This window comes from Pseudarthrobacter sp. CCNWLW207 (assembly GCF_037203945.1).
In the GTDB taxonomy this organism is placed as follows: domain Bacteria; phylum Actinomycetota; class Actinomycetes; order Actinomycetales; family Micrococcaceae; genus Arthrobacter.
Genome location: NZ_JBBCBS010000017.1, coordinates 18,236 through 40,636, shown reverse-complemented (window position 1 = coordinate 40,636; position 22,401 = coordinate 18,236). Strand labels below are relative to the sequence as shown.

General features: G+C 64.5%; 21 protein-coding genes. 7 read left to right on the top strand and 14 right to left on the bottom strand.

Annotated features, from left to right (window positions below; all coding sequences use genetic code 11):
* Nucleotides 1–124 precede the first annotated feature (124 nt).
* On the top strand, nt 125–1,243 hold the full coding sequence (ald, locus tag V9L17_RS20025) for an alanine dehydrogenase (protein WP_337348694.1): 1,119 nt from the start codon (nt 125–127) through the stop codon (nt 1,241–1,243).
* A gap of 69 nt (nt 1,244–1,312) precedes the next feature.
* Here the strand turns inward: ald and V9L17_RS20020 are convergent, their stop codons facing one another.
* From V9L17_RS20020 to V9L17_RS19995, 6 genes are all read right to left on the bottom strand, one after another.
* Nucleotides 1,313–2,371 (bottom strand): Gfo/Idh/MocA family protein, encoded by a 1,059-nt coding sequence (locus tag V9L17_RS20020; RefSeq protein ID WP_337352639.1) that lies wholly within the window; start codon nt 2,369–2,371, stop codon nt 1,313–1,315.
* Between the two features lie 108 nt (nt 2,372–2,479).
* Nucleotides 2,480–4,198: an ABC transporter family substrate-binding protein gene (locus V9L17_RS20015; protein ID WP_337352638.1), complete on the bottom strand. Its 1,719-nt coding sequence runs from the start codon at nt 4,196–4,198 to the stop codon at nt 2,480–2,482.
* A 52-nt stretch (nt 4,199–4,250) separates the two neighbouring features.
* Nucleotides 4,251–6,488 (bottom strand): ABC transporter ATP-binding protein, encoded by a 2,238-nt coding sequence (locus tag V9L17_RS20010; RefSeq protein WP_337352637.1) that lies wholly within the window; start codon nt 6,486–6,488, stop codon nt 4,251–4,253.
* Nucleotides 6,485–7,486: an ABC transporter permease gene (locus V9L17_RS20005; RefSeq protein ID WP_337348690.1), complete on the bottom strand. Its 1,002-nt coding sequence runs from the start codon at nt 7,484–7,486 to the stop codon at nt 6,485–6,487. Before V9L17_RS20005 ends, V9L17_RS20010 begins: the two co-directional genes overlap by 4 nt.
* Before the next feature lie 2 nt (nt 7,487–7,488).
* Entirely contained in the window at nt 7,489–8,472 is a 984-nt protein-coding gene (locus V9L17_RS20000) for an ABC transporter permease (protein ID WP_337348689.1), read from the bottom strand.
* A 361-nt stretch (nt 8,473–8,833) separates the two neighbouring features.
* Nucleotides 8,834–9,442, bottom strand: a complete 609-nt coding sequence (locus V9L17_RS19995) for a TetR/AcrR family transcriptional regulator (protein WP_337348688.1) — start codon at nt 9,440–9,442, stop codon at nt 8,834–8,836.
* A gap of 124 nt (nt 9,443–9,566) precedes the next feature.
* Here V9L17_RS19995 and V9L17_RS19990 point away from each other — a divergent pair, with 124 nt between their 5' ends.
* Both V9L17_RS19990 and V9L17_RS19985 read left to right on the top strand, forming a co-directional pair.
* Complete coding sequence (locus tag V9L17_RS19990; protein ID WP_337348687.1) at nt 9,567–10,124, top strand: NAD(P)H-dependent oxidoreductase; 558 nt, start codon at nt 9,567–9,569, stop codon at nt 10,122–10,124.
* Nucleotides 10,125–10,321: 197 nt separating this feature from the next.
* Nucleotides 10,322–11,164, top strand: a complete 843-nt coding sequence (locus V9L17_RS19985; protein ID WP_337352636.1) for a hypothetical protein — start codon at nt 10,322–10,324, stop codon at nt 11,162–11,164.
* A gap of 9 nt (nt 11,165–11,173) precedes the next feature.
* Here the strand turns inward: V9L17_RS19985 and V9L17_RS19980 are convergent, their stop codons facing one another.
* Nucleotides 11,174–12,016 (bottom strand): isocitrate lyase/PEP mutase family protein, encoded by an 843-nt coding sequence (locus V9L17_RS19980; RefSeq protein WP_337348685.1) that lies wholly within the window; start codon nt 12,014–12,016, stop codon nt 11,174–11,176.
* A gap of 111 nt (nt 12,017–12,127) precedes the next feature.
* On the opposite strand from V9L17_RS19980, the gene V9L17_RS19975 reads away from it, so the two are divergent.
* The 3 genes from V9L17_RS19975 (at nt 12,128) to V9L17_RS19965 (ending at nt 14,395) form a co-directional block, all read left to right on the top strand.
* Nucleotides 12,128–13,420 carry an aminotransferase-like domain-containing protein gene (locus V9L17_RS19975; RefSeq protein ID WP_337352635.1) on the top strand — a complete coding sequence of 431 codons (1,293 nt, stop codon included), beginning with the start codon at nt 12,128–12,130 and terminating at the stop codon, nt 13,418–13,420.
* A gap of 46 nt (nt 13,421–13,466) precedes the next feature.
* Entirely contained in the window at nt 13,467–13,895 is a 429-nt protein-coding gene (locus tag V9L17_RS19970; protein ID WP_337348683.1) for a universal stress protein, read from the top strand.
* 161 nt (nt 13,896–14,056) lie between these two features.
* Nucleotides 14,057–14,395: a hypothetical protein gene (locus V9L17_RS19965; protein ID WP_337352634.1), complete on the top strand. Its 339-nt coding sequence runs from the start codon at nt 14,057–14,059 to the stop codon at nt 14,393–14,395.
* Nucleotides 14,396–14,441: 46 nt separating this feature from the next.
* Here V9L17_RS19965 and V9L17_RS19960 read toward each other — a convergent pair whose 3' ends face one another.
* The 5 genes from V9L17_RS19960 to V9L17_RS19940 form a co-directional block, all read right to left on the bottom strand.
* On the bottom strand, nt 14,442–15,050 hold the full coding sequence (locus V9L17_RS19960) for a phosphatase PAP2 family protein (RefSeq protein ID WP_337348681.1): 609 nt from the start codon (nt 15,048–15,050) through the stop codon (nt 14,442–14,444).
* A 63-nt stretch (nt 15,051–15,113) separates the two neighbouring features.
* The gene (locus V9L17_RS19955) at nt 15,114–16,565 is read right to left on the bottom strand and encodes a dihydrolipoamide acetyltransferase family protein (RefSeq protein WP_337352633.1); all 1,452 of its coding nucleotides are present in this window, start codon (nt 16,563–16,565) and stop codon (nt 15,114–15,116) included.
* An 85-nt stretch (nt 16,566–16,650) separates the two neighbouring features.
* The gene (locus V9L17_RS19950) at nt 16,651–17,631 is read right to left on the bottom strand and encodes an alpha-ketoacid dehydrogenase subunit beta (protein WP_337348679.1); all 981 of its coding nucleotides are present in this window, start codon (nt 17,629–17,631) and stop codon (nt 16,651–16,653) included.
* Nucleotides 17,631–18,866 (bottom strand): pyruvate dehydrogenase (acetyl-transferring) E1 component subunit alpha, encoded by a 1,236-nt coding sequence (gene pdhA / locus V9L17_RS19945; protein ID WP_337352632.1) that lies wholly within the window; start codon nt 18,864–18,866, stop codon nt 17,631–17,633. The genes V9L17_RS19950 and pdhA overlap by 1 nt, the downstream gene beginning before the upstream one ends.
* Nucleotides 18,867–19,015: 149 nt before the next feature.
* Nucleotides 19,016–20,134 (bottom strand): histidinol-phosphate transaminase, encoded by a 1,119-nt coding sequence (locus V9L17_RS19940; RefSeq protein WP_337352631.1) that lies wholly within the window; start codon nt 20,132–20,134, stop codon nt 19,016–19,018.
* Nucleotides 20,135–20,192: 58 nt separating this feature from the next.
* Between V9L17_RS19940 and V9L17_RS19935 the strand changes: the two genes are divergently transcribed.
* Nucleotides 20,193–20,621: a phage holin family protein gene (locus V9L17_RS19935; protein ID WP_337352630.1), complete on the top strand. Its 429-nt coding sequence runs from the start codon at nt 20,193–20,195 to the stop codon at nt 20,619–20,621.
* Between the two features lie 8 nt (nt 20,622–20,629).
* Here the strand turns inward: V9L17_RS19935 and V9L17_RS19930 are convergent, their stop codons facing one another.
* Both V9L17_RS19930 and V9L17_RS19925 read right to left on the bottom strand, forming a co-directional pair.
* A complete protein-coding gene (locus V9L17_RS19930; protein WP_337352629.1) occupies nt 20,630–22,075 on the bottom strand; it encodes a hypothetical protein in 1,446 nt (481 codons plus the stop codon).
* Nucleotides 22,075–22,377 (bottom strand): hypothetical protein, encoded by a 303-nt coding sequence (locus V9L17_RS19925; RefSeq protein WP_337348674.1) that lies wholly within the window; start codon nt 22,375–22,377, stop codon nt 22,075–22,077. Before V9L17_RS19925 ends, V9L17_RS19930 begins: the two co-directional genes overlap by 1 nt.
* Nucleotides 22,378–22,401: the final 24 nt, after the last annotated feature.

Here is a 22,401-nt window from a genome sequence, read left to right as displayed (position 1 = left end):
GGCGCGGCTGCCACAGTGCCGTCTCGCCGGATTCGTGTCACCTGCCTCACAACCGGATTTATTCTGGAATCAACAACTTTCCCCGCAATGCAAGGGCCTTCGGGCCCTGAAAATGGAGCCCACAATGATCATCGGTGTCCCCAAAGAGATCAAGAACAACGAATTCCGCGTGGCCATCACAGCGGCCGGCGTCAACGAATTCCGTACGCACGGGCACACGGTGCTGGTGGAGCGCGGTGCAGGCGTTGGCTCCGGCATCACCGATGAGGAATACGCCATCGCCGGGGCCGAAATCGTAGCCTCCGCCGACGACGTCTGGGCCCGCGCCGACATGGTCATGAAGGTCAAGGAACCCATCGCCGCGGAATACCACCGCTTCCGCAAGGGCCTGATCCTCTTTACGTACCTCCACCTCGCCGCAGAGCCCGAACTGACCCGGGAGCTGATCAACTCCGGCGTCACCGCCATCGCCTACGAAACCGTCCAGGAAGGCCGGACCCTGCCGCTGCTGGCCCCGATGTCCGAGGTCGCCGGCCGGCTCTCCGTGCAGGTGGGCGCAACATCGCTGATGGCACCGGCAGGCGGCAAAGGCGTGCTCCTGGGCGGTGTCCCCGGTGTCCGTCCCGCCAAGGTGGTTGTGCTCGGTGCCGGCGTTGCCGGAACCAACGCAGCAGCCATGGCCTTGGGCCTGGGCGCTGACGTCACCATTCTGGACATCAACATCAACCGGCTCCGCGAGCTTGACGCCCAGTACCAGGGCCGCCTGAAGACCGTGGCGTCCAACAAGTACGAGATCGAAAAGTCCGTGGTCGACGCCGACCTCGTCATCGGATCCGTCCTGATCCCCGGTGCCAAGGCACCCAAGCTGGTCAGCAACGAACTCGTCGCCCGGATGAAGCCCGGCTCCGTACTTGTGGACATCGCCGTGGACCAGGGCGGATGCTTCGAGGACACCCACCCCACCACGCACCAGGAACCCACGTACAAGGTCCACAACACGATCTTCTACTGCGTGGCCAACATGCCCGGCGCCGTCCCGAACACGTCCACGTATGCCCTGACCAACGTCACCCTCCGGTACGCCGTGGCACTGGCCAACCTGGGCGTCAAGGCCGCCTTCGACCGCGACCCCGCCCTCGCCGCCGGCCTCAACATCGCCGCCGGCCACGTGGCGCACCACTCCGTGTCAGAAGCCCACAACCTGCCCCTCGTGGCGGACTGGCACGAACTGGTCTCCGCGTAACCTCATCGACTGCTCCGTAGCCGCCCTTTTGGACCCCCAGAACGGCAGTTACGGAGCAGTCGATTGCCCTTAAGCCAGTTCGCGTGCTTTTTCTATTAGTTTGAGGACCTCTACCGGGCCGGTGGGGTCTACTGGGAGGGGGCGGGCTGAGGCTGTGCCGCCGTCGAGGATCTTGTCCGCGAGGATCCTGTAGAACTCGGGGTAGGCGCCGCGTTCGGTGGGCAGCGCGTCCAGGTGTCCGTCGCGGCCCAGGACGCCGGCCCATTCCGGCGCCTCCAGCCCGAACTCCTCGTCCAGCGGGCTGCCGCCGGCCACGATATACGGTTCCTGTGGATCGACCCCGTGCTTGGTGAATGCTCCCGAGGATCCGAGGATGCGGAACCGGGGGCCCTGCTGCGCGCAAAGCATGTTCATCCTCAGGTGGCTGGTCACCCCGGATTCGTGGCTGAGGACAAGGAAGACGTCATCGTCCACTTTCTCGTGCGGCCGCCGCGCATGCAGCTCCGCGTGGGCCACCGTGGCCGGGCCGAACAGCAGGAGGGCCTGGTCGATGAGATGCGTGCCGAGGTCAAAGAGCACACCACCGCCATCGGCTGCTGTGGCGTTGGCCTTCCATGCTTTTGAGATGTCCGGGGACCAGCGTTCAAAGCTGGATTCGAAGCGGGTCACGCTTCCAAGTGCCTCCCCGGCCAACAACTTCCGGACTGTAAGGAAATCCCCGTCCCAGCGCCGGTTCTGGAAGACCGTGAGAACCCGTCCCAGCCGCTCCGCCAAGGCGATCAGTTCCTGCCCTTCGGACGATCTGACAGCGAAAGGCTTGTCCACCACCACATCGAGTCCGGCTTCCAGGGCGGCCTTCGCCAGCGGAAAGTGCGTGGCGGGAGGCGTCCCCAGCACCACCAGGTCAAGGTTCCCGGCCAGCGCAAGCACAGCGTCGCCGTCGGGCACTGTTTTGACGCCTGGATACCGCTCGACTGCGGCAGCCTGCCGCCCGGCGTCGGATGTTGCAACGATGTCCAGCGAGTAGCGGCGGTCCGCCGCGATCAGCGGCGCGTGGAAGACGCTCCCTGACAGTCCAAAGCCGACGACGGCGGTGCGGATGGTGCGTTCATCAACAGTTCCGGTCATAGGGCTACGCTACCCGCACGCTCTCTCACTTCCCGTGTGTTAAACCCAAGCGCTCCCTCACTTCCAGCCGGGCGACCGACCGGAAGTGAGAGAGCGTTGGAGGGGGTGTTACTTCTTTTCCCAGCCCAGCGTGGTCCAGTCCGGGACCTGCGACAGGCTCTGGAACAGGGACGGGCCGTAGTTGGCCAAGCCCTTACGGACGAAGGAGATCTGCGGGCCGTTCATCACGACACCCATGGAGAAGTACTTCGCCATGTGCTCCTTCTCAACTTCCATTGCCGCCTTGTTGCGCTCGGCGTTGTCTTCGATGGAGGCGAGGTCGGCGATCTTCTTGTCCAGTTCAGCGTCGCCCAGGCCGTTCTCGTTGACCTTGGAGTCGTAGTACTGCTTGACGGCGTCCGTGGCGTCCGGGCCAACCGTGTAGCCGGAGACGCTCATATCGAAGTCTCGGCCACCAATGACCTTGCCGAAGTCGGCCGAGGCGCGCTGGTCGATGCCAACATCCATGCCGCCGGCCTGGAGCTGCTTCTGCAGGGTCTGCGTGAAGGCCAGGGTGGTGGGATCGTCACCGAAGTTGCTGATCTTGAAGGCAGCCGGCTTGCCGTCCTTCTCCATGATTCCGGCAGCGTTCGGGGCGTAGCCGGCGTCGGTCAGGACCTTCTTGGCAGCGTCCGGGCCGGTTTCCTTCACGGGGTAGTTGTCCTGGTAGTACTCGGAGAACGGCAGGAGCATCATGGAGCCGGAGCTGGGTTCTTCCCAGTTCAGGCCGTTGAAGCGGACCTTGCGGAGCGCTTCGCGGTCGACGGCGGCGAAGATGGCTTCGCGGACGGCGACGTCGGTGATCTTCTGGGCGTTGATGTTCATGCCGCCGGCGAAAAGGCGCTGGCCGCGGCGGACCTCGGAGTTATTGGTGCCCTCCAGCTGCTTGTACAGGGCGATCGTGTTGGCCGACATGGCGTCGATTTCACCGTTCTTGAAGGCGGCGATCTGCGCGCTGGTTTCAAGCTGGCGGAAGACCACGCTGTCCAGGACCGGCTTGTTTCCCCACCACTTCTCGTTCGGAACGAGAGTCACGGTCTTGGCCGCGGCGTCGTACTGGTCCAGCTTGAAGGGGCCAGCCATCCATTCCGGGTGCATTTCGCCCACGAAGCCTTCGTTGAAGATTTCAGGGGTGTTGACGGCCGGGTGGATCAGGCCGAAGAACAGCGAGTCCAGCGGATAGACCGGCTGGCTGGTCTTGACGATGATCTCCTTATCGCTGCTGCCGGCTTCGACGGATTCAATGAATTCGTAGGCCCCGGAGCTGACGATGTCGTAACCGGCATCCGGGCTCTTGAGGATGTTCCAGGTGTTCTTGAAGGCCTTGATGTCGATCGGCGTGCCGTCGTTGTACGTGGCTTTGTCGTTGACCTTGATGGTGACAGTCTGCTTGCCATCAACAACTTCGCTCTCCACCGACTCGCAGAAGTCCTTGTTCGGGGTTGCCTTGCCCACAAAGTTCAGTTTCCAGCAGCCGCCGATGCCGCCGCTGTTCACGGCCACCGGGTTGATGGGGATCTGCAGGGCGGAATTGTCAGAGCTGTTGCCGTTGTTGGAGAACCCGTTGAAGTCCGGCCCGATGCTCCCCAGCGGCAAGGTCACCTTACCGCCGGGCTCAAGATCCGCGGCAGGCTTCTCGTTGATGCTTATGAGCTTGGAGAGGTCGCTGCCAGCCTCCTGCCCCTTTGCCGTTTCCGGTCCCGTGGGTGTGCCACCGCCCCCGCAGGCCGTGAGCGCCAGAGCGGCAGCTACAGCCGCCGCTCCCCCAATCCTGGTCAGATTCTTCATGGTGTTCCCTTCATTGGTGCGAGTGGTGGTGCTTGTGATGGGTCGAAAAAATCTAGGGTGCATGGGGTTCCGCCGTTTCGTGGACCACCAGCATGTCCTCGTCCAGCTCACCGTCCGGGAAGAAGCAGGCGAACTGCTGGTCCACCGGAGGCAGCCAGCCAGCTTCCAGCGCCTGTGCTGCGGCCGAAGCCGGAACAGCTTCCAGCGGCGGTTCGAGCGTGAGGCATTTCTCCTGCTTCGCCGCGGGAAGCGCCGCGAAGACGGGGCAGCGGGTTGCGAAGTTGCAGCCCTTGGGCGCATCGAGGGGCGAGGGGAGGTCGCCCTGGAGGATGATGCGCTCCCGGGTGCGCTCCAGCTGGGGATCCGGGACCGGTATGGCGGACAGCAGCGCCCGCGTGTACGGATGGCGGGGGTTGTCAAAGACGCGGTCCACCTCGCCGATCTCCACGATCTTGCCCAGGTACATCACGGCCACCCGGTTGGAGATGTGCCGGACCACGGAGAGGTCGTGGGCAACCATCAGGTAGCTGAGGCCCAACTCGGCGCGCAGCTGGTCCAGCAGGTTGATGACGCCGGCCTGGACGGACACGTCCAGAGCGGATACGGGCTCATCGAGGACCACAAGTTTCGGGTTCACGGCCAGGGCGCGGGCGATGCCCACACGCTGCCGCTGGCCGCCGGAAAACTGGTTGGGGAACCGGTTGACGTGGTCGGGCTGCAGCCCCACCAGCTTCATCAGCTCCATGATCCGCTTCATGATGGCCCGCTTGTCCAAGCCCGCGTTCTGCAGCGGTTCGGCCAGGACCTCATAGACCGTGAACCGCGGATCCAGGGCCCCGGTTGGATCCTGGAACACCATCTGCAGTTCGCGGCGCATGGCGCTCTTGGCCTTGCCGGTGGTGGCTTCCTTATTGCTGAGGCCGCCGATCACCACCTCGCCGTCCTGATCCTTGTGGAACTCCATGATTTCCAGGAGCGTGGTGGTTTTTCCGGAGCCGGACTCCCCGACGATGGAGAAACACTCGCCCTCGCGGATATCAAAGCTCAGGCCATCCACGGCCTTGACGGTGCCGATGCGCCGCTTCAGCAGGGCACCCTTGGTGAGCGGGAAGTGCTTGCGCACGTCCTTGAGTTCCAGCACCGTTGCCCGTTCCGCACGGGGAATGGCATCGAAGCGGGACACGGGCACCGGTGGTGCCGAGAAGATTTCCAGGACGTCGGTGTCCCCACCCAAGGCATCGGACTTGATGCAGGCAGCTTTGTGTCCGGCGTGGCCCGCAGCAGGGAGTAGTTCCGGTTCCCCGGCCCTGCAGGCATCTGTGACCAGCGGACACCGCGGGGCGAACGAGCAGCCGGTGGGCGTGTGGATGAGGTTGGGCGGGATGCCCTCGATGGGGACCAGCGACGTCTTCTCGGCCACGTCCACGCGCGGCACGGCCCCGAGGAGGCCCATGGTGTAAGGCATCCTCGGGTCGTAGTAGATGTCATCCACGTGCCCGGTCTCGACGGGCCGGCCGGCATACATCACCATGATGTCGTCGGCGATGCCCGCCACCACACCCAGATCGTGGGTGATCATCACGACGGCGGCACCGGTCTCCTCCTGCGCCGTATGAAGCACCTCCAGCACCTGGGCTTGGATGGTGACGTCCAGCGCCGTCGTCGGCTCATCCGCGATCAGCACCCGGGGGTTGTTGGCGATCGCGATGGCGATCATCACGCGCTGGCGCATGCCGCCGGAGAACTCGTGCGGGAAGGCTTTGAGCCTGTCCTTGGGGCTCGGGATCCCCACCATGGCCAAAAGTTCGACGGCGCGGGCTTCTTTGGCCTGTTTGCTCATCGTGGGGTTGTGGATGGTGAGGGCCTCGATGATCTGGGTGCCCACCGTAAAGACCGGAGTCAGGGAGGAGAGCGGATCTTGGAACACCATGGCGATGTCATTGCCGCGGTAGGCGCACATCGCCTTGTCGCTGAGGCCCAACAGTTCCTTTCCCATCAGCCGCACGGACCCAGCGATTTGAGCCGTGGGAGGCAGGAGGCCCATGATGGCCAGCGATGTGACGGATTTACCGGAACCGGATTCGCCCACGATCCCCAGGGTCTTGCCCGGCATCAGGTCGAAGTCGACGCCGCGGACCGCGTGCACCACCCCGTTCTCGGAGTTGAACCGGACGTTCAGGTCACGAACCGACAGGACAGCGTCCGACGGCGAATACAGGCCGGCGACTTGGAGGCGTTCGGCGGCGGATTGTGTGGGATCGGCCGGTTCGAGGTACGTTTCGCTGCTCATTTCGCCGGCTCCTTGACGCTGTTCTTCGCGCTGTCCTTGGGGGTCCTGTTCTTCGTGGCCTTGCCGACGGAACTGGAGCTGGGGTCGAAGGCGTCCCGCAGGCCGTCGTTCATCATGGCAAGGGAGCCTGTCAGCAGGAACATCACCGTCAGCGGGACCCAGAACATCCAGGGGAAGGTCTGGACCTGGGACGTGGCGCCACCGATCAATACTCCCAGGCTTACATCGGGGACCTTGATGCCGATGCCGATGAAGGAAAACGCAACTTCGGCCAGGATGGCACCTGTGACACCGCGGGTGATGTCCAGGACCAGCAAGGATCCGATGTTGGGAACCAGGTGGCGCCACACGATCCTGCGGGGCGGGACGCCCATGTATTGGGCGGCCTTGACGAAGTCCCGCTGCATCAGAGACATGGACAGGGACCGGATAAGCCGGGCGGTGCCCATCCAGCTGAAGACCAGGAGCACGATGATCAGGAGGAGCCAGCTGGGCAGGTTCTTTTTCAACCCGTCCCCTCCGCCGCTCGTGGCCACAGCCACCACCAGCAGGGCAGGCATCATGATGAGCGCCTCAAGGACAAAGAGCATCACCTTGTCCACTTTTCCGCCGAAGTAGGCCATGGTGCAGCCGTAGACGGCGGCGACCAGGACGGACACCAGCCCAACAATCAAGCCAATCATGATGGAGATCCGGGTGCCCTCCACAGTCATGGCGTAGAGGTCGATTCCGGCCTGGGAAGTGCCCAGGAAGTGGTCCCCGGAGGGTGGCATGCCAATGTTGAAGGGGTCGATGGTCTCCTTGTCCCAGGGTGTGAAGTACCCGCCGACGAAGGAGAAGAGCGTGAGGCCAAGGAAAATGATGAGGCCCGCCACGGCGGTCCGGTTCCGCATGAAGCGGCGGAAGATAATGGTGGATTTGCCGATGACCGCGTCGGCGCTTTCCAGGTGAGCGTCCTGCGCTACTGCTGCCGGGTCGACGGCATTGAGGTTGGTCACGGCTACTGCACCCTCACTCTCGGGTCAACAAGCGTGGTGGCGAAGTCCGCCAGGATGGCGCCGAGGGCGAAAATGACTGAGCCATAAGCAAGCGTTGCCGTGGCGGCGTTTACGTCCTGGAGGGAGATGGCGTCGATGCTCCAGGAGCCAACCCCCGGCCAAGCGAAGATTTTCTCGGCGAAGAAGCCGCCCGCGAAGATGGCCGGAATGGTGAAGGCAATGCTCTGCGCAACCGGGATGAAGGAGACCCGGAGGGCGTGCCGTGAGATGGCCTGGTTGCGGGTCAGGCCCTTGGCGCGGGCCGTGCGGACGAAGTCGGCGTTGACGTTATCCAGCAGGTATTGCCGCTGGGCGATCTGGTAAGAGCCCCACCCCACGAGCGTGATGGCGACGGTGGGCACCGCGTAGTGGGCCACCATGTCCACGAACTGCGCCCAGCCCTGTTCCATGCCTGGCGTCGAGATGCCGGTGACGAAGAAGATCCGCTCGCCGACGGTTTCGTTAATGTTGATCGCACCGAGTTGCACGAGGAAGTAGGCGATTGGCGCCGGCACGATGTAGGCAAGGTAGCTGTACGAGGTGATGACGCGATCTTGGAACTTGTATTGGCGGGCCGCCGAGTACACACCGAGGGCGACGCCGATCACGAGCGTCAGGACGATGGAGGCGAGGAAGAGCCGTGTGGAGATCCACACGCGATCGCCGAACTCGGCGTTGATGTACGCGCCGTTGGGACTGCGGCCCCAGTCCCAGCGGGTCACGATACCCGTCAGCCACTCTACGTAGCGCTCCCAGGGGCTAAGGTCCGGGTCCAGTCCCTTGAGGCGCATGGAGTTGGCGACCTGCTCTGGAGTGGGGCGCGGGATTCTTTCCTGCTCCAGCAGCGCGGGTTTGAGGGAGCTGACCGCAAGGAAATACCCGGCCGAAGTGGTCAGGAAGATCATAAAAACATAGGTGATTCCGCGCTTGGCGAGGTACCGGAGCATGTGCCAGCTACTTCTGTATCGCCGCTACCGGTTGCTCGACCTGTTGTGTCAGGGAACTCCGGCGCGCTGGCTCCGGGGCGTTGGCCGTAACTGCTATCACGAGCTTGATCCTTCCGTCGTCCCCGGCCAGGCAGGGGATGCGCCGCCACTTCCGGGTTCCTCACCAGCGGGTAGCTGGCTTCCCGCACCGTTGCCGGCTTGGTCCTGGTGGACTATGTTGCGGGTCACATTCCACAGGAAATTACCACACAGATCCTGTCAAAAAGCGACCAAACGGACGGGAATGCCCCACGCCGTATCGAATCGTTATGAATAATTCAGTGGAACTGATTTGACAGACGCATCAATCGGGCCGGGCGGGTTACGCCCCACGCACTACACGGGTGACGAGCTCACGCCAGGACTCGGCGAGCCGCTCGGGCTCAATGCCATGCACCCGGACCGCGTGCAACAGCCGCTCCGGGTCCAGCGTGGCACTGAGGGCCATGGCCATCAGGCGGGGGTCCGCGTCCATGCCCTCCTCACGGAGGAGCAGTTCGATGTGCCTGTGCCAGAGGACGGCGGCCGGGACGTCGAAGCGGTTGTAGGCGGATTCATCGGCAGCGCGGGCAAGCTCCCCGTATTCCAGCACATAGGCGATGCGGGCCGAACCGAAGGCTATGAGCCGCTCCAGGCCGGGGGCGCCGGGACCCAGGGGCGGCGGCCCGAACATAAAGCGGGCCTGGAATTCAGCTTCGGCGTCACTGAGAAGTGTCATCATCAGGCCGGCCCTGCTGCCGAACCGGCGGAACACGGTTCCCTTGCCCACGCCGGCGCGCTCGGCCAGCCTGTCCATGGTGAGTCCGTCCGCACCGCATTCATCGATAAGTTCGCGGGCGGCTCCCAGCAGGCGCTCACGGTTCCGGGCAGCATCGCTGCGCTCGGTGACCGGTCCGGACAACGATCCGGGACGCAATGGGATGAAGCTCACATCCCACATTCTAGACCCCGGGAATATTATCCGGACCGTAGTCCGTTTAGATCGTGAAGGCCCCAACAGCCTGAGTTTTCCAGCCAGCCTGCGGACCCGCCGCAGCCCCGACCCAGGAGTCCCCATGTCAAAGAGCACCGTCCTTACCCTCGTCGGCAGCCTCCGCGCCGAATCCACCAACCAGAAGCTCGCCGAGGCCATCCGGCTGAACGCGCCCGAGCAGGTTGACGTGGTCATCCACGACAGCCTCGGCAACATTCCGTTCTACAACGAGGACATCGACGTCGAAGGCCAGGTTCCCGCCGCAGCTGCAGCCCTGCGCGCCGCCGCCAACGAAGCCGACACCCTCCTGCTGGTCACGCCCGAGCACAACGGAACCGTGCCGGCGTCGCTCAAGAATGCCATCGACTGGCTGTCCCGCCCGTTCGGTGCCGGTGCCCTGGCAGGCAAGCCCACCGCCGTCGTCGGTACCGCCTTTGGCCAGTTCGGCGGGGTATGGGCCCAGGATGAGGCACGCAAGGCTGTCGGCATCGCCGGCGCACAGGTGCTTGAGGACGTCAAGCTGGCAGTCCCCGGTTCCATGGTCCGCTTCGCAGAACTGCACCCGAAGGATGACGCCGAGGTTGTCGAGCAGATCAAGGGCGTTTTTGATGCCCTCGCCGCTGCACGCCCCGCAGCCTAAGCCCCACAGATACCGAATGCCCCGTCTACCGCAAGGTATCCGGGGCATTCGTTATGGCTCCGTGAGTCGCCGGGCCAAAGGGGCCTCCGGCGTGACCAACTCTTGTCCCAACCGGTACCGGAGCGGCATTCCCTGGCCTGAGTGGCGGCCGTAACGTTAAATGCACGGAAATGTACCGGACGGAATTGCGGTGCGGGATGGCGAGCAGGCGTAGTGCCACGAAACGGGCGGCGGCAGCAGCTGTGGCCCTGGTGCTTCCGCTGTGGCTGGGGTCCTGCGCTGCCGTGGCCGAAATACCCGCCGGCACTGCTGCCAGCGAACAGGCTCTCCCGCCTGCGGAACCCCTGACCCCCATTCCCCAGCCCCAGGCCGCACCACCCGCCGGGTCCTTGGGCGCTGACAGCCCAGTGGCGAGTCCGGTACCTTCCGGGGACACACCCGACAGCGCCCCGGCGGATGGGACTGCGATCCAGACAGGCGAACCACCAGCAGCCGCAGCTCCCGGCTCCGGCACAGGAGCTGGCAGCGCCGGTAACCCGGGGCAGGCCCAGACCGGGGTAGCGGGAACGGCACCTGCTGCGGAACCGCAGCCCGCCCAGACCCGCAGTCCCGACGAGCCGCCTATCGGCAATGCCGCCGGAGCGCAGTCCGTCACGGCGTACTACGTCCTCCTGGACGACGGCGGCAGCAGCGGTGTGCGCTTCGGCTGCAACGACAGCCTGGTGGGCGTCAAGCGCTCCCACACGGAGTCCACCGAACCCCTGCCGGCGGCCATCACCGCCCTGCTGGACGGATCCGAGCCGCCGATAGCCGATGTCTATAACTCGCTCTCCGGCTCTACCCTGGACTTCCTGTCCGGCACCTTTGACGGCACCACCGTCACGGTTTACCTGGCAGGCACCATACGTCCGGGCGGAGTATGCGACATTCCCCGGATTGAGGCCCAGCTGACCCAGACCGCGGTATCGGCGGTGGGCGCCATCCGGGCCGAGATCTACGTCAATGGCGCAGGACTCGCCGAGGTCCTGAGCGTTAAGTAGAGCCCCCGATTATCCCCCGAACAGGGCGTCCATGGCGGCGTGGCTGCGTGCCCCGGCAAGCTCGGACCAGTTGCCGTCGCCCAGCACCTCCTCGGCCACCCGGGAGACCGTTGCATACGCCGCCTTGGCGGTATTGCCGCCGATGCTGATCCGCTGCACACCGGCGTCGTGCAGTTCACCCACAGACGGCGCACCGACGCCTGCTAGTGCGTTCAGCGGCGCGTCGATCCGGCGGGACAGCTCGTGGAGCACGTGCAGGTCGGTTACCCCCGGCACAAAAATCCCGCTTGCGCCGGCCGCAAGATAGGCTTCGGCCCTCGTCAAGGTCTCTTCGAAGGCCAGCTCCGGATAATCCCCGGACAGGTATGTGTCAGTGCGGGCATTGATGAAGAGGTCGACGCCGGCGGCGGACGCGGTCTCCCGGACCAGGTCCAGGCGGCGGCACTGCTCGCTGGTGCCCGTGAGGGGGCCGTCTCCGGAGTCCTCGAAGTTGATGCCTACAGCCCCTGCCTCCAGCACTGCCAGGACGGTGTTGCGCAGCTTCTTATCGTCGAAGCCGTCGCCACTGCCGGCATAGCCCGTTTCAATGTCAGCCGTGACTGGAAGCGAAGTGGCCGCAACGATCCTCGCCAGTGCGGACATGGCCAACCCGGCCGGAAGCCTGTTGCCGTCCGGGAAACCCATGCTCCAGGAAATGGCGGAGCTGGAGGTGGCAATCGCTGTGGCACCGGCTTCTTCCACGAGCCGGGCGGAGGCCGCGTCCCAGACATTGACCAGGAGCAGCGGCGCCCCGGAACGGTGGAGGGAGCTGAATGCTGCGGCTAGCTGCGTGGACTGCGGGGGCGTCATCATGGGTCTATTCCAGCCCGTCCGCCCCTTCACGTAAAGCTGCCGGCACGCCGACGTGCTTCACAGATAAACAAGTGTTGCCTTATCAGCAACTGTCGGTTGTATCCTGAGGGTGTGAGCCACGAAACACTTGATGCCGCAGCAGGGCTGCTGCCAGCAGAAGCCATTGACGCTATCGAACGCGCGGCCACGTCCGCACACCGCCACGAGGACCTGTTCTCGGAGCGCGCCGCCAATATCAGGCAATCCGCCGTACGCGACGTTTTTGACATCTCCATGCGGCCCGGACTGGTCTCGCTCGCCGGAGGAAGTCCCTACCTGCAGTCCCTCCCGCTGGAGCGGCTGGCCCAGACAGCTGCCACCATCATCGCCGACGACGGCCTGACCGCCCTGCAGTATGGCGGCGGCCAAGGAACGGAAGAGCTGCGTGCGCAGATTTGTGAGGTGATGGCGGCCGAAGGCATTCTCGATGCCGTGCCCGAGAACGTGGTGATCACGGCGGGCTCGCAGTCTGCCCAGGACGTGGCCACCAAGGTGTTCTGCAATCCAGGCGACGTGGTGCTGGTGGAGAATCCCACGTACGTCGGCGCACTGAACACCTTCGAGGCCTACCAGGTCCAGGTGGAAACCGTTGAGATGGACGACGACGGGCTGGTCCCCGAACTGCTGGAGGCCAAGATTGCAGCACTCCAGACCGCGGGGAAGAACGTCAAGTTCCTCTACACCATCCCGAACTTCAACAACCCCTCCGGTATCACGCTCGCGCAGGACCGCAGGCAACAGATCGTCGATATATGCCGTAACGCGAATATTCTGGTGTTGGAAGACAATCCATACGGCCTCCTGCGGTTCGATGGGGAACCCCTGGCCCCCCTGCGCGCGGCTAACCCGGCCGACGTCATCTACATGGGCTCCTTCTCCAAGATCTTCGCGCCGGGCCTTCGCATTGGGTGGGCCCTTGTTCCGGAGCACTTGCAGCGCCGCTACTACCTCGCGTCGGAAGCGGTCACCCTGTGCCCGCCGACGCTCAACCAGATGCTGGTGTCCGCCTACCTTCGCGACTACGACTGGAAGGGCCAGATCGAGATCTACCGCGGACTCTACGCTGAGCGGTGCCACGCGATGCTGGCCGCGCTTGAGGAGTACATGCCCGTCGGCGCAAGCTGGACCAGCCCTGAGGGCGGCTTCTTCGTCTGGGTGACCCTACCTGAAGGGGTGGACACCTATCCCCTCTTGAAGAAGGCCATCGATGCCGGTGTGGTTTTTATCCCCGGCGCTGCCTTCTCGCCGTCGGACGAACCGTCCAACAAGCTGCGGCTGGCGTTTAGCGCCGTGCCTCCCGAGGCCATCACCGAAGGTGTCCGGCGTTTGGCCCCTGTACTGCGGGAAGCCATCACCGGGCTGTAGCCTTGCCACACTGGATCAGGCCACTTACCAAAGCGAAGGAGCAAAGATGAGCGGAATTATTGTTGTTGGGGTAGACGGCAGCGGAACGGCCAAGAAGGCCGCCGAGGCCGCGAGGGACCTGGCGGCCGCCGTGGGCGCGTCACTCCATGTCGTCTCAGCGTTCGACAGTGACCGCACCGAGGTATTCGGCAGCGGCAGCGATCAGTGGATCGTCTCTGATGCTGATGGAGCGGAGCACGTGGCCAAGACGGTGGCGGATTCCCTCACCGGCGAGGTCAAGGTGACATATTCCGCCGCCCGCGGCAAGCCTGCGGAGGCACTCATCAAGGAAGCCGAACGTCTCAGTGCCCGGATGATCGTGGTGGGAAACAGGCGGATGCGCGGCATTGGCCGGGTTCTGGGCAGCGTGGCCAACAGCGTGGCCCACAACGCCACGTGCGATGTCTACATCGCTAACACCTACGACGCCGACTGACCCGCCAGCACTGAATCGCGGACTGCGCACCGCCTGTACCGGGCGGTGCGTGGTGTCGCTTCTCACCCCCAGAACGCCATTTTCGTTGCGTGACCAACGATAAAATTGGAGTGCCCCCGAAGGAGCGGACAACCACCAGCCGCACCACCTAAGGGGCCCCCTTGATTACTCTCCAGCGCCGTCAGCTCGTTGGCCACGATATCCTCCTCGCCAGGCACGGCAACCACATCTGCTCCATGCGGGTGGACCGCGGCAACGGCCGGGTAGTGGCCCTGCTGGACGACGGTTCCGTGGACAGCGCCCCCAACCTCATCTCCCCAGGACTGCAGCTGCCGGACACCTTTGAAAGTGTCCTGCGCGAGGACTGGAAGTTTTTCGCAGCACTCTCAGCCATTGCAACCGGCGTCGGAGGCCTCATGATGGCAGCTGCCTGGACACTTGGAGGCACGGCAATGGGCGCTGAGGCCACCCAGATCATGTCCACGTACGCATCCTTCTAGGCGGCGTGCTGCCGGTTCGGCCGACAGGATGCCAGCCGAACGTCGGCTAGGCCAGCCAGCCCTGGAGCAGCCACCAGAAGCCCGACATCGCCAGCCCGCCAACGAGCGACCCGGCCACCACCTGGCCCGCCGTATGGGCGCGCAGCACCACACGGGACCAGCCCACTGCGGGAATCAGCACCAGCAGCGGCAGCCAGGCCGGACCCAGCATCATCACAGTGATAACGGCCGACGACGATATGGCCGCGGCGTGTCCGCTGATCTTCCAGAAGGGACTCACCGCTCCAGTCACCACAATGCCGCCCACAATGGTCAAAACCATCACCACAACACTTGGCGGCGCGCCGACAGCAATGAGCACCAGCAGCCCTGCCACCACCGACGCCAAGGCCATCAGCAACACCGGCGCCCTCTGCTCGCGGTTGCTGACATGGTGGTCCGTGACCTTGCCCAGCCGCACGAGGCCCAACAGCAGCAACACTGGCAGGACGCAGACGAACAGCGCGGCAAGGGCCCCGTAGCCAATGGTTCCCGGGAATCCAGGCTCGGTGAGGGGGCTGATCAGCAGCTGAAGCGTGACTACCACCGGCGGCTGGAAAACCTCCGTCAGCCATCGTGCTGACCGGTTTTGGGCGCGGAGGGCTGAATCAGTCAAAGTGCCTCGTCTTCCGATCTTCCGGGCTTGTTCGCCTACGGGGCCTGTGTCTGTGGGGTGAACCTAGTCCAGCAGGAGTGCCGGCTCCTCAAGGATGGCTGCGACGTCAGCCATAAAGCGGGCAGACAGGTCACCGTCCACCACGCGGTGGTCGAACGAACCGCCCAGGGTGGTGATCCAGCGCGGGATCACTTCCCCGTCCAGGACCCAAGGCTTCTGCTTGATGGTTCCGAAGGCGACGATCGCCACCTCTCCGGGGTTAATGATGGGCGTCCCGGTATCGATTCCCAGCGCGCCGATATTAGTGATGGTGAGCGTGCCGCCCTGCATTTCGGCGGGTCGGGTCTTGCCAGCGCGGGCCGTCGTGGCCAGGTTGTTCAGCGCCAGGGCAAGTTCCTTCAGTGAGAGATCCTGGGCATCCTTGATGTTGGGCACCATCAGGCCACGGGGCGTGGCTGCTGCAATGCCCAGGTTCATGTAGTGCTTAACGTGGATCTCGGCGGAGTCGGTGCCATCGGCGTTGTCCACCCACGTGGCGTTGACGCTCGGGTTCCGGGCTGCCGCCCAGATGACGGCCTTGGCCAGGATCAGCAGCGGCGAGACCTTGATTCCTTCGAAGTCACGCGAGGCCTTCAGCCGCTTCACGAACTCCATGGTGCGGCTGGCATCCACGTCCACGAAGATGCTGACGTGGGGTGCGGCAAAGGCGGACTCCACCATGGCCTTCGCCGTCGCCTTCCGGACGCCCTTGACGGGAACACGCTCAATCCGCTGGTCCTGCGGCTTATTGGCCTTGCCCCAGAATCCGTCGGCCTTGTCCAATTCGGCGTCGCGCTGGGCCTGGTAGCTCACCAGGTCCTCGCGCGTGACCTCGCCGCGGGAGCCCGTCGCCACAACGTCCGCCAGGTCGATTCCCAGGTCGCGGGCGATCTTGCGCACGGGAGGCTTGGCCAGGACCCGGTTCACCAGGCCGGTGATCGTGTCACCCAGAGTGGGCCGGTCATCCACAGCCGGGGTCTCGACAGGCTTGGCCGCCGGGACCCGGGCGGCAACAGGCGCAACCTCCGGGACCGGGGCTGACCCGGCAGCCACGGCAGGCGCGGTTTTGCGCGCGCGGCGCTTGACGGCGTCGGCCTTGGGACCGGATCCCACCAGCGGACCGCCGGCCAGGGCACTGTCCGTTGTGCCGGCGTCGGACGCTGGGAGCTTACCGTACAGAGGCTGGACCGGAGTGGCCGGAGCCGGGACATCGGCCGGAGTGGGGTCGCCGGATACAGCGTCAGTGACACTGATGATGGCGGTTCCGACGTCGATGGTGATCCCCTCAGGGACCAGCAGCTCGGTGACTGTCCCGGCGAAAGGTGACGGCAACTCCACCAAGGACTTAGCCGTTTCAATCTCGCACAGGACGTCATTGATGGCGACGGTGTCGCCCGGCTTGACCTTCCAGGAGACGATTTCCGCCTCGGTGAGGCCTTCGCCCACGTCGGGAAGGTTGAACTTGTTCACAGTCATGATGTCCTCGGTTTCGAAAAGCTCAAGTCCGCGCTCCGGGCCAGGAGACGGGGCGGCAAGTCTGAGTGGGGATAGGCGGACCGGGCTAGTAGGCCAGGGCCCGGTCCAGCGCCTCAAGGATCCTGTCGATGTCCGGAAGGTAGTCTTCCTCGACCTTGGCGACCGGGTACGGCATGTGGAACCCGCCAACACGGATGACGGGGGCTTCGAGGGACAGGAAGGCGCGTTCGCTGATCCTGGCCGCGATTTCGCCGCCGATGCCGCCGAAGGTGGGTGCCTCGTGGGCAACCACCAGGCGTCCGGTCTTCTTCACCGACGCCTCCACCGTGTCGAAATCGATCGGTGAGATGGAGCGGAGGTCGATAACTTCCACGCTGCGCCCGTCCTCGGCCGCAGCGTTCGCAGCGGCCAGTGCCACGGGCACCAGGGGGCCGTACGCCACGATGGTGGCATCCGTCCCCTCCCGGAGGACGTGTGCCTTGAAGGGATCCTCCGCTTCGCCGGCGGCCTCAGTGTCCACCTCGCCCTTGAGCCAGTAGCGGCGCTTGGGCTCAAAGACGATGACGGGATCCTGGCATTCGACCGCCTGCTGGATCATCCAGTACGCGTCATGCGGGTTGGACGGGGTGATGATGCGCAGCCCGGCGGTGTGCGCGAACAAGGCCTCGGGGGACTCGGAGTGATGCTCTACCGAACCGATACCGCCGCCGTACGGGATGCGGATGACTACGGGCACCGTAAGGTTGCCGTTGCTGCGGGCATGCATCTTGGCCAGCTGGGTGGTGATCTGGTTAAAGCCTGGGAACACAAACCCGTCGAACTGGATCTCGCAGATGGGGCTGTAGCCCCGCAGGGCAAGGCCAATTGCCGTGCCGATGATGCCGGATTCCGCCAGCGGTGTATCCACCACGCGGTCGGGGCCGAACTCCGCGATCAGCCCGTCGGTAACACGGTAGACGCCGCCGAGGGGACCGATGTCCTCGCCCATCAGCAGGGACTTGGGGTTGTTGGTCAGGGCTGAGCGCAGGCCTTCGTTGATGGCCTTGGCGATTGTCATGGTGGTCATCAGTGGCCTGCCTCTGTTTCTGCCTGTCCGGCGGGTTCCTCGCCGGCAAACCCTGCGCTGTACTCCTCGAACCAGGCAAGCTCCTCCGCAACCAGCGGGTGGGCTTCGACGTAGGTGTTCGCGAAGGCCGTACGGATGTCAGGGGTCTCAAGGTCGTGGGTAGTTCGCCGGACGTAGGCCGCAAGGTCGTCGCCGTCAGCCTTCACCTTGGCAAAGAAGGCGTCGTCCGCCATGCCCTCAGCCCGCAGGTACTTTTCCAGCCGGAGCAGGGGATCCTTGGCCCGCCACGCATCTTCCTCCGCCGACAGCCGGTACTTGGTGGGGTCATCAGCCGTGGTGTGGGCACCGACGCGGTAGGTAAAAGCCTCGATCAGCACCGGCCCCTTGCCTTGGCGCGCGTGGTCAAGGGCCCACTCGGTGACCGCGTGCACGGCAATGACGTCGTTGCCATCCACGCGGATGCCGGGGAACCCGTAGCCCTTGGCCCGGTGGGAGAGCGGAATGCGGGTCTGCACGGTGCTGGGCACTGAAATGGCCCAGTGATTGTTTTGGCAGAAGAAGACCACCGGAGCGTTGTAGGACGCGGCGAACACCATGGATTCGTGGACGTCGCCCTCGGAACTGGCGCCGTCGCCGAAGTAGGCCATGACCGCTGCCGGCGGTTCCGTACCCACGGGGTCCGAAGCCGCAGCGGACTTCTGGTCCCGCTGGATGCCCATGGCGTAACCCACGGCGTGGAGCGTCTGGGCGGCCAGGACCAGAGTGTAGAGGTGGAAGTTGGTGTCCTTGGGGTTCCACCCGCCGTTGGACACCCCCCGGAACTGGCGCAGCAGTTCGGCGAGGTCGACGTCGCGGGTGAGGGCAACGCCGTGCTCGCGGTAAGTGGGGAAGATGTAGTCCTGGGGCTGGCTGGCACGGCCGGAGCCAATCTGCGCAGCTTCCTGACCGGTCAACGGAACCCAGAGGGCAAGCTGACCTTGGCGCTGCAGGGCCGTGGCCTCCACGTCAAAGCGGCGGATTGCGGCCATGTCGGCGTACAGCCCGCGCAGCTTCTCCGGATCGAGCTTCTCGGCGTACTGGCCAAAGACGGGATCAGTGCCAAGCTTTCCGTCTGGTCCCAGCAACTGGACCATCGGCGCCGGGGGCTCGCCCATGGCAGCCTCGGCATCAGCCTCAAGCTGGTCGTCTACCGCTGTTCCGTCGAACTCGGTGGAGGGCAAATGTGTGGCGCCCATACCGTCTCCTTGCTTGCCGCATGCGGATGCGTTGCAATGTCGCTGGGATATATGCCGCTGGAGGAATGCATTCCGCAGCGGGCATATATATTGGCTTACTGATCCTAACTTTATCTTCAGTAGGTAGCGCGCGGGCTACATGTTAAGCGCTAGGAACGGCGTGGCGGCTTTGTATAGTCTGCACACAACCGCAGGAAACGGGTGTTGGCTTCCACCTCGCCGATACTCACCCGGACACCCTCGGTGCCGAAAGCCCGGACCGAGAGGGCCTGGGCCCCCGCCAGTTCGGCAAATTCCGTACTGTTGGCACCCAGGTCAAGCCAGACGAAATTGCCCTGCGCCTCGGGGACGAACCAGCCCAGTTCGCGCAGTTTAGCCGTAACCCGGTCCCGCTCATCCACGATGCTTTGTACCCTTTCTACAACCTGGGGGTAGTTCTGCAGCGAGACAATTGCTGCCAGCTCGGCGATTTGGGACACCGCAAAGGGTGTGGCTGCAACGCGGAGGTGCTGCGTGAGCTCCGGATTCGACACGCTGTAACCCACCCGCAGCCCTGCGAGGCCATGGGCCTTGGAGAAGGTCCGGAGCACCACCACGTTGGGGTACTTGCGGTACATGGCGATGCCGTCAACTGCGTCCTCGGCCCGCACGAACTCCTGGTAGGCCTCATCGATGACCACCACGACGTCGGACGGGATGGCCTGGATGAAGCGCTCTGTTTCCGAGGTGGTCAGAACGGGACCGGTGGGGTTGTTGGGGGTGCACAGGAGGATTACCTTGGTTCGGACGGTGACCGCCGCCGCCATGGCCTCGAGGTCGTGGCGCCCGTCCGCGGTCAGGGGAATGCGGACGCTTTCCGCCCCCGACAGGCCGACGCTGATGGGATACGCCTCGAAAGAGCGCCAGGCATAGATCACTTCGTCTGCCTTGCCGTCGTCGTTCTGGCCGGCGAAGGTGGTCAGCAACTGGTTGAGGGCGCCGAGGCTTCCCGCCCCGGTGACGATGTCCTCCGCCGGGACGTCGAGGAACTCGGCGAGCGCCGCGCGGAGCTTGCTGCTGAGGGGGTCCGGATAGCGGTTGAAGTCGGTCTGGCGTGCGATGGCCTCCACAACGGCGGGGAGCGGGGGCAGCGGGTTCTCGTTGGAGGACAGTTTGTAGCTGGCCAGTCCGTCAACAGCGACGGGTGGTTTGCCGGCTGCGTAGCGGGGAAGCCGGCCCACCACTGGACGCGGCATGATTCCCCCTGCAAGGGTCTCTGGTGAGGTCATGCCAACTAGCCTACTTCTCCCCTGCCCTGGTGTTCGGGCGGTGTGACAGCATGGGCACATGCGCTCTTTCATCATGCGGGTCCTGATCAACGGTCTGGCTCTCTGGATTGCCAGTTGGATCCTGCCAGGCCTGGATATTTCCACTGCCGCCACCACGAACGCCGTTGCCGAAACCGGTGTCACGCAGGGCACGGATGCCATCGGGGTCACCCTGGCCTATCTTTTCGTGGGGCTGATTTTCGGCGTTGTCAACGCGTTCGTCCGGCCGCTGGTCAGCTTCCTCTCATTGCCCATCACCATCCTCACCCTGGGCCTTTTCACCATCGTCATTAATGCCGCCATGCTGTATCTGACGTCCTGGATCAGCGGATTTACGCCGGTGCGTTTCACCATCGATTCCTTCTTCTGGACTGCGGTTCTCGCGGCAATCATCATCAGTGTCATCTCGGTGGTGGCAGGGCGGCTCCCAGGCGCACGGCGGCGCTGAAGGACAGCTCACCGCGCCCGATCAATCTCAGACGGACGCGGAGGGGGCATTGGTTTCCGTACAGCCACGGGCGGCAGTTCGGGTGGCTTCGAACGGGTCAGTGCGAAGCGGGTAGCCGTTGCCGTGCCGCCGACTCCCAGGACGCTGCCCAGAACGGCGGTTGAGGCCACAAGGGAAGGATCATCGCTCACGGCAACGAGCCGGGCGCCTTCCTGGTAGTTAGTGAGCTTATGGCCTGGACCCAACCCTGGGTCCTCGCCATCGGCGGTGCGGACGTCGTTGGTCAGCGTCACGGTGACACGATTGCGGGTATCAGGACTGGCAGCGCCATCGGATCCAGGCACCCAGTCCTGCCTATGCTCCAGATGCAGGGTGCTGATGGCTGGGTCCGGTTCAATGCTGCCCACTGGAGACCCTGCCGTCAGCACGTACTTGACGTTGTACTCGGCACGGAACTGCGCATCGGCCGCCATGTTCATGGCATGGATCCCGCCTTGGCTGTAGCCGACGGTGACCACGGATGCCCCCTGTTCCGCACCGGCGGCCCGCAGTGCCTTCAACACGGCCGCATTGACCTCGGCAGAGCCGTAACCCAGCCCCTCCGCGATGCCGGCTTCGTCGAAAGGATTGTCGCCGCCCATCTCCCCGCCTGCGGGCTGCGTGCCGGGAACAATGACCACGAAGGCTTTCTGACCGCCGTTATCCACTTTGAGGACCTCGATGTAGCCGTCTCCCCGTTCATCAATGAGCCGTGCGCGTTCCAGCAGGCCTGCCGGTGATGCGTCCAGCTCCACGGGATAGGACTCCACCTCGCGGGCAGCAACCGGGCGTGGCTCCAACATCCGGGGATGAAGTCCGGCCAAGCTCCTGATCATGGGGGTGGCGGCCCCTACGTGCGCGGCGGCGGAGGCATCGGCCGCAATCTTTCCAGCCAGATATGCCTGCGGCCCGTACATGACGCCGAGTAAGGCCGGGATATTTCCCAATGCAAGCTCAGCGGCGTCCCTATTGAAGGAACCTGTCACGTCGGTATCCCGGATCTGTTTCAGGCAAGTCCCCAGCCCCGTCAAAGCGTGCTCCCGCCTGAAAGACATCACTGCCTCGGCCACTTCGTAGTCTCTCTTGCAGTCGCGTACCTGCTGGCTGATGTGCTGCAGCTCCGTCCGGACTGCCTGGATGCTCCACTGGGCCTCTCCGATATCCATCAGGGCAGCCGTGCCGGTGGGGCGCGGCTCATTCCCGTAAAGGCAGAGGTCTTCCCAGATGCGGCGAACCTCCACTTCCACGGCAGCCAACTCCTCCGCGGCGGCGTCAAGCTTCTCAGCGCCCCCGGCAAGTTCCTCCAGCTGAAAACTGATGCCGCCCAAGCCTCCGCGGATCTCCAGGGGACCGTCCACTGCCGGTCCGGTCAGGTGGATGGGTCCGCCGCTGCCCGACGGGGTTACCTCTGCCATCAGAAGCTCCCCGCCGGGCTGCCGGCCAAGGCTCCCACCGCCTGCGAGTGGCGCCTCACGGATGCCACTGCGTCCTCCAGCCGCCCACGCGCCCTGCCCAACGACACCTCCTGGAGTGCGACTGAATTCCGGTACGCCCGGCCCGCCGGTGACTGCCAGTCCAGGAGCTGGATCTCCCGAAACCCGGCGAGGACCTTTTCCACCCGCCCAAGACACAAGTCAACCCGGCCTGCCAACCGCTGAACCTCATAACTGCGGGACTCGCATGCCGCCATGTCGGCTGCCGCCACGTCACTGCCCATGTCCGTTTTCCTCCCGGTGCAGGT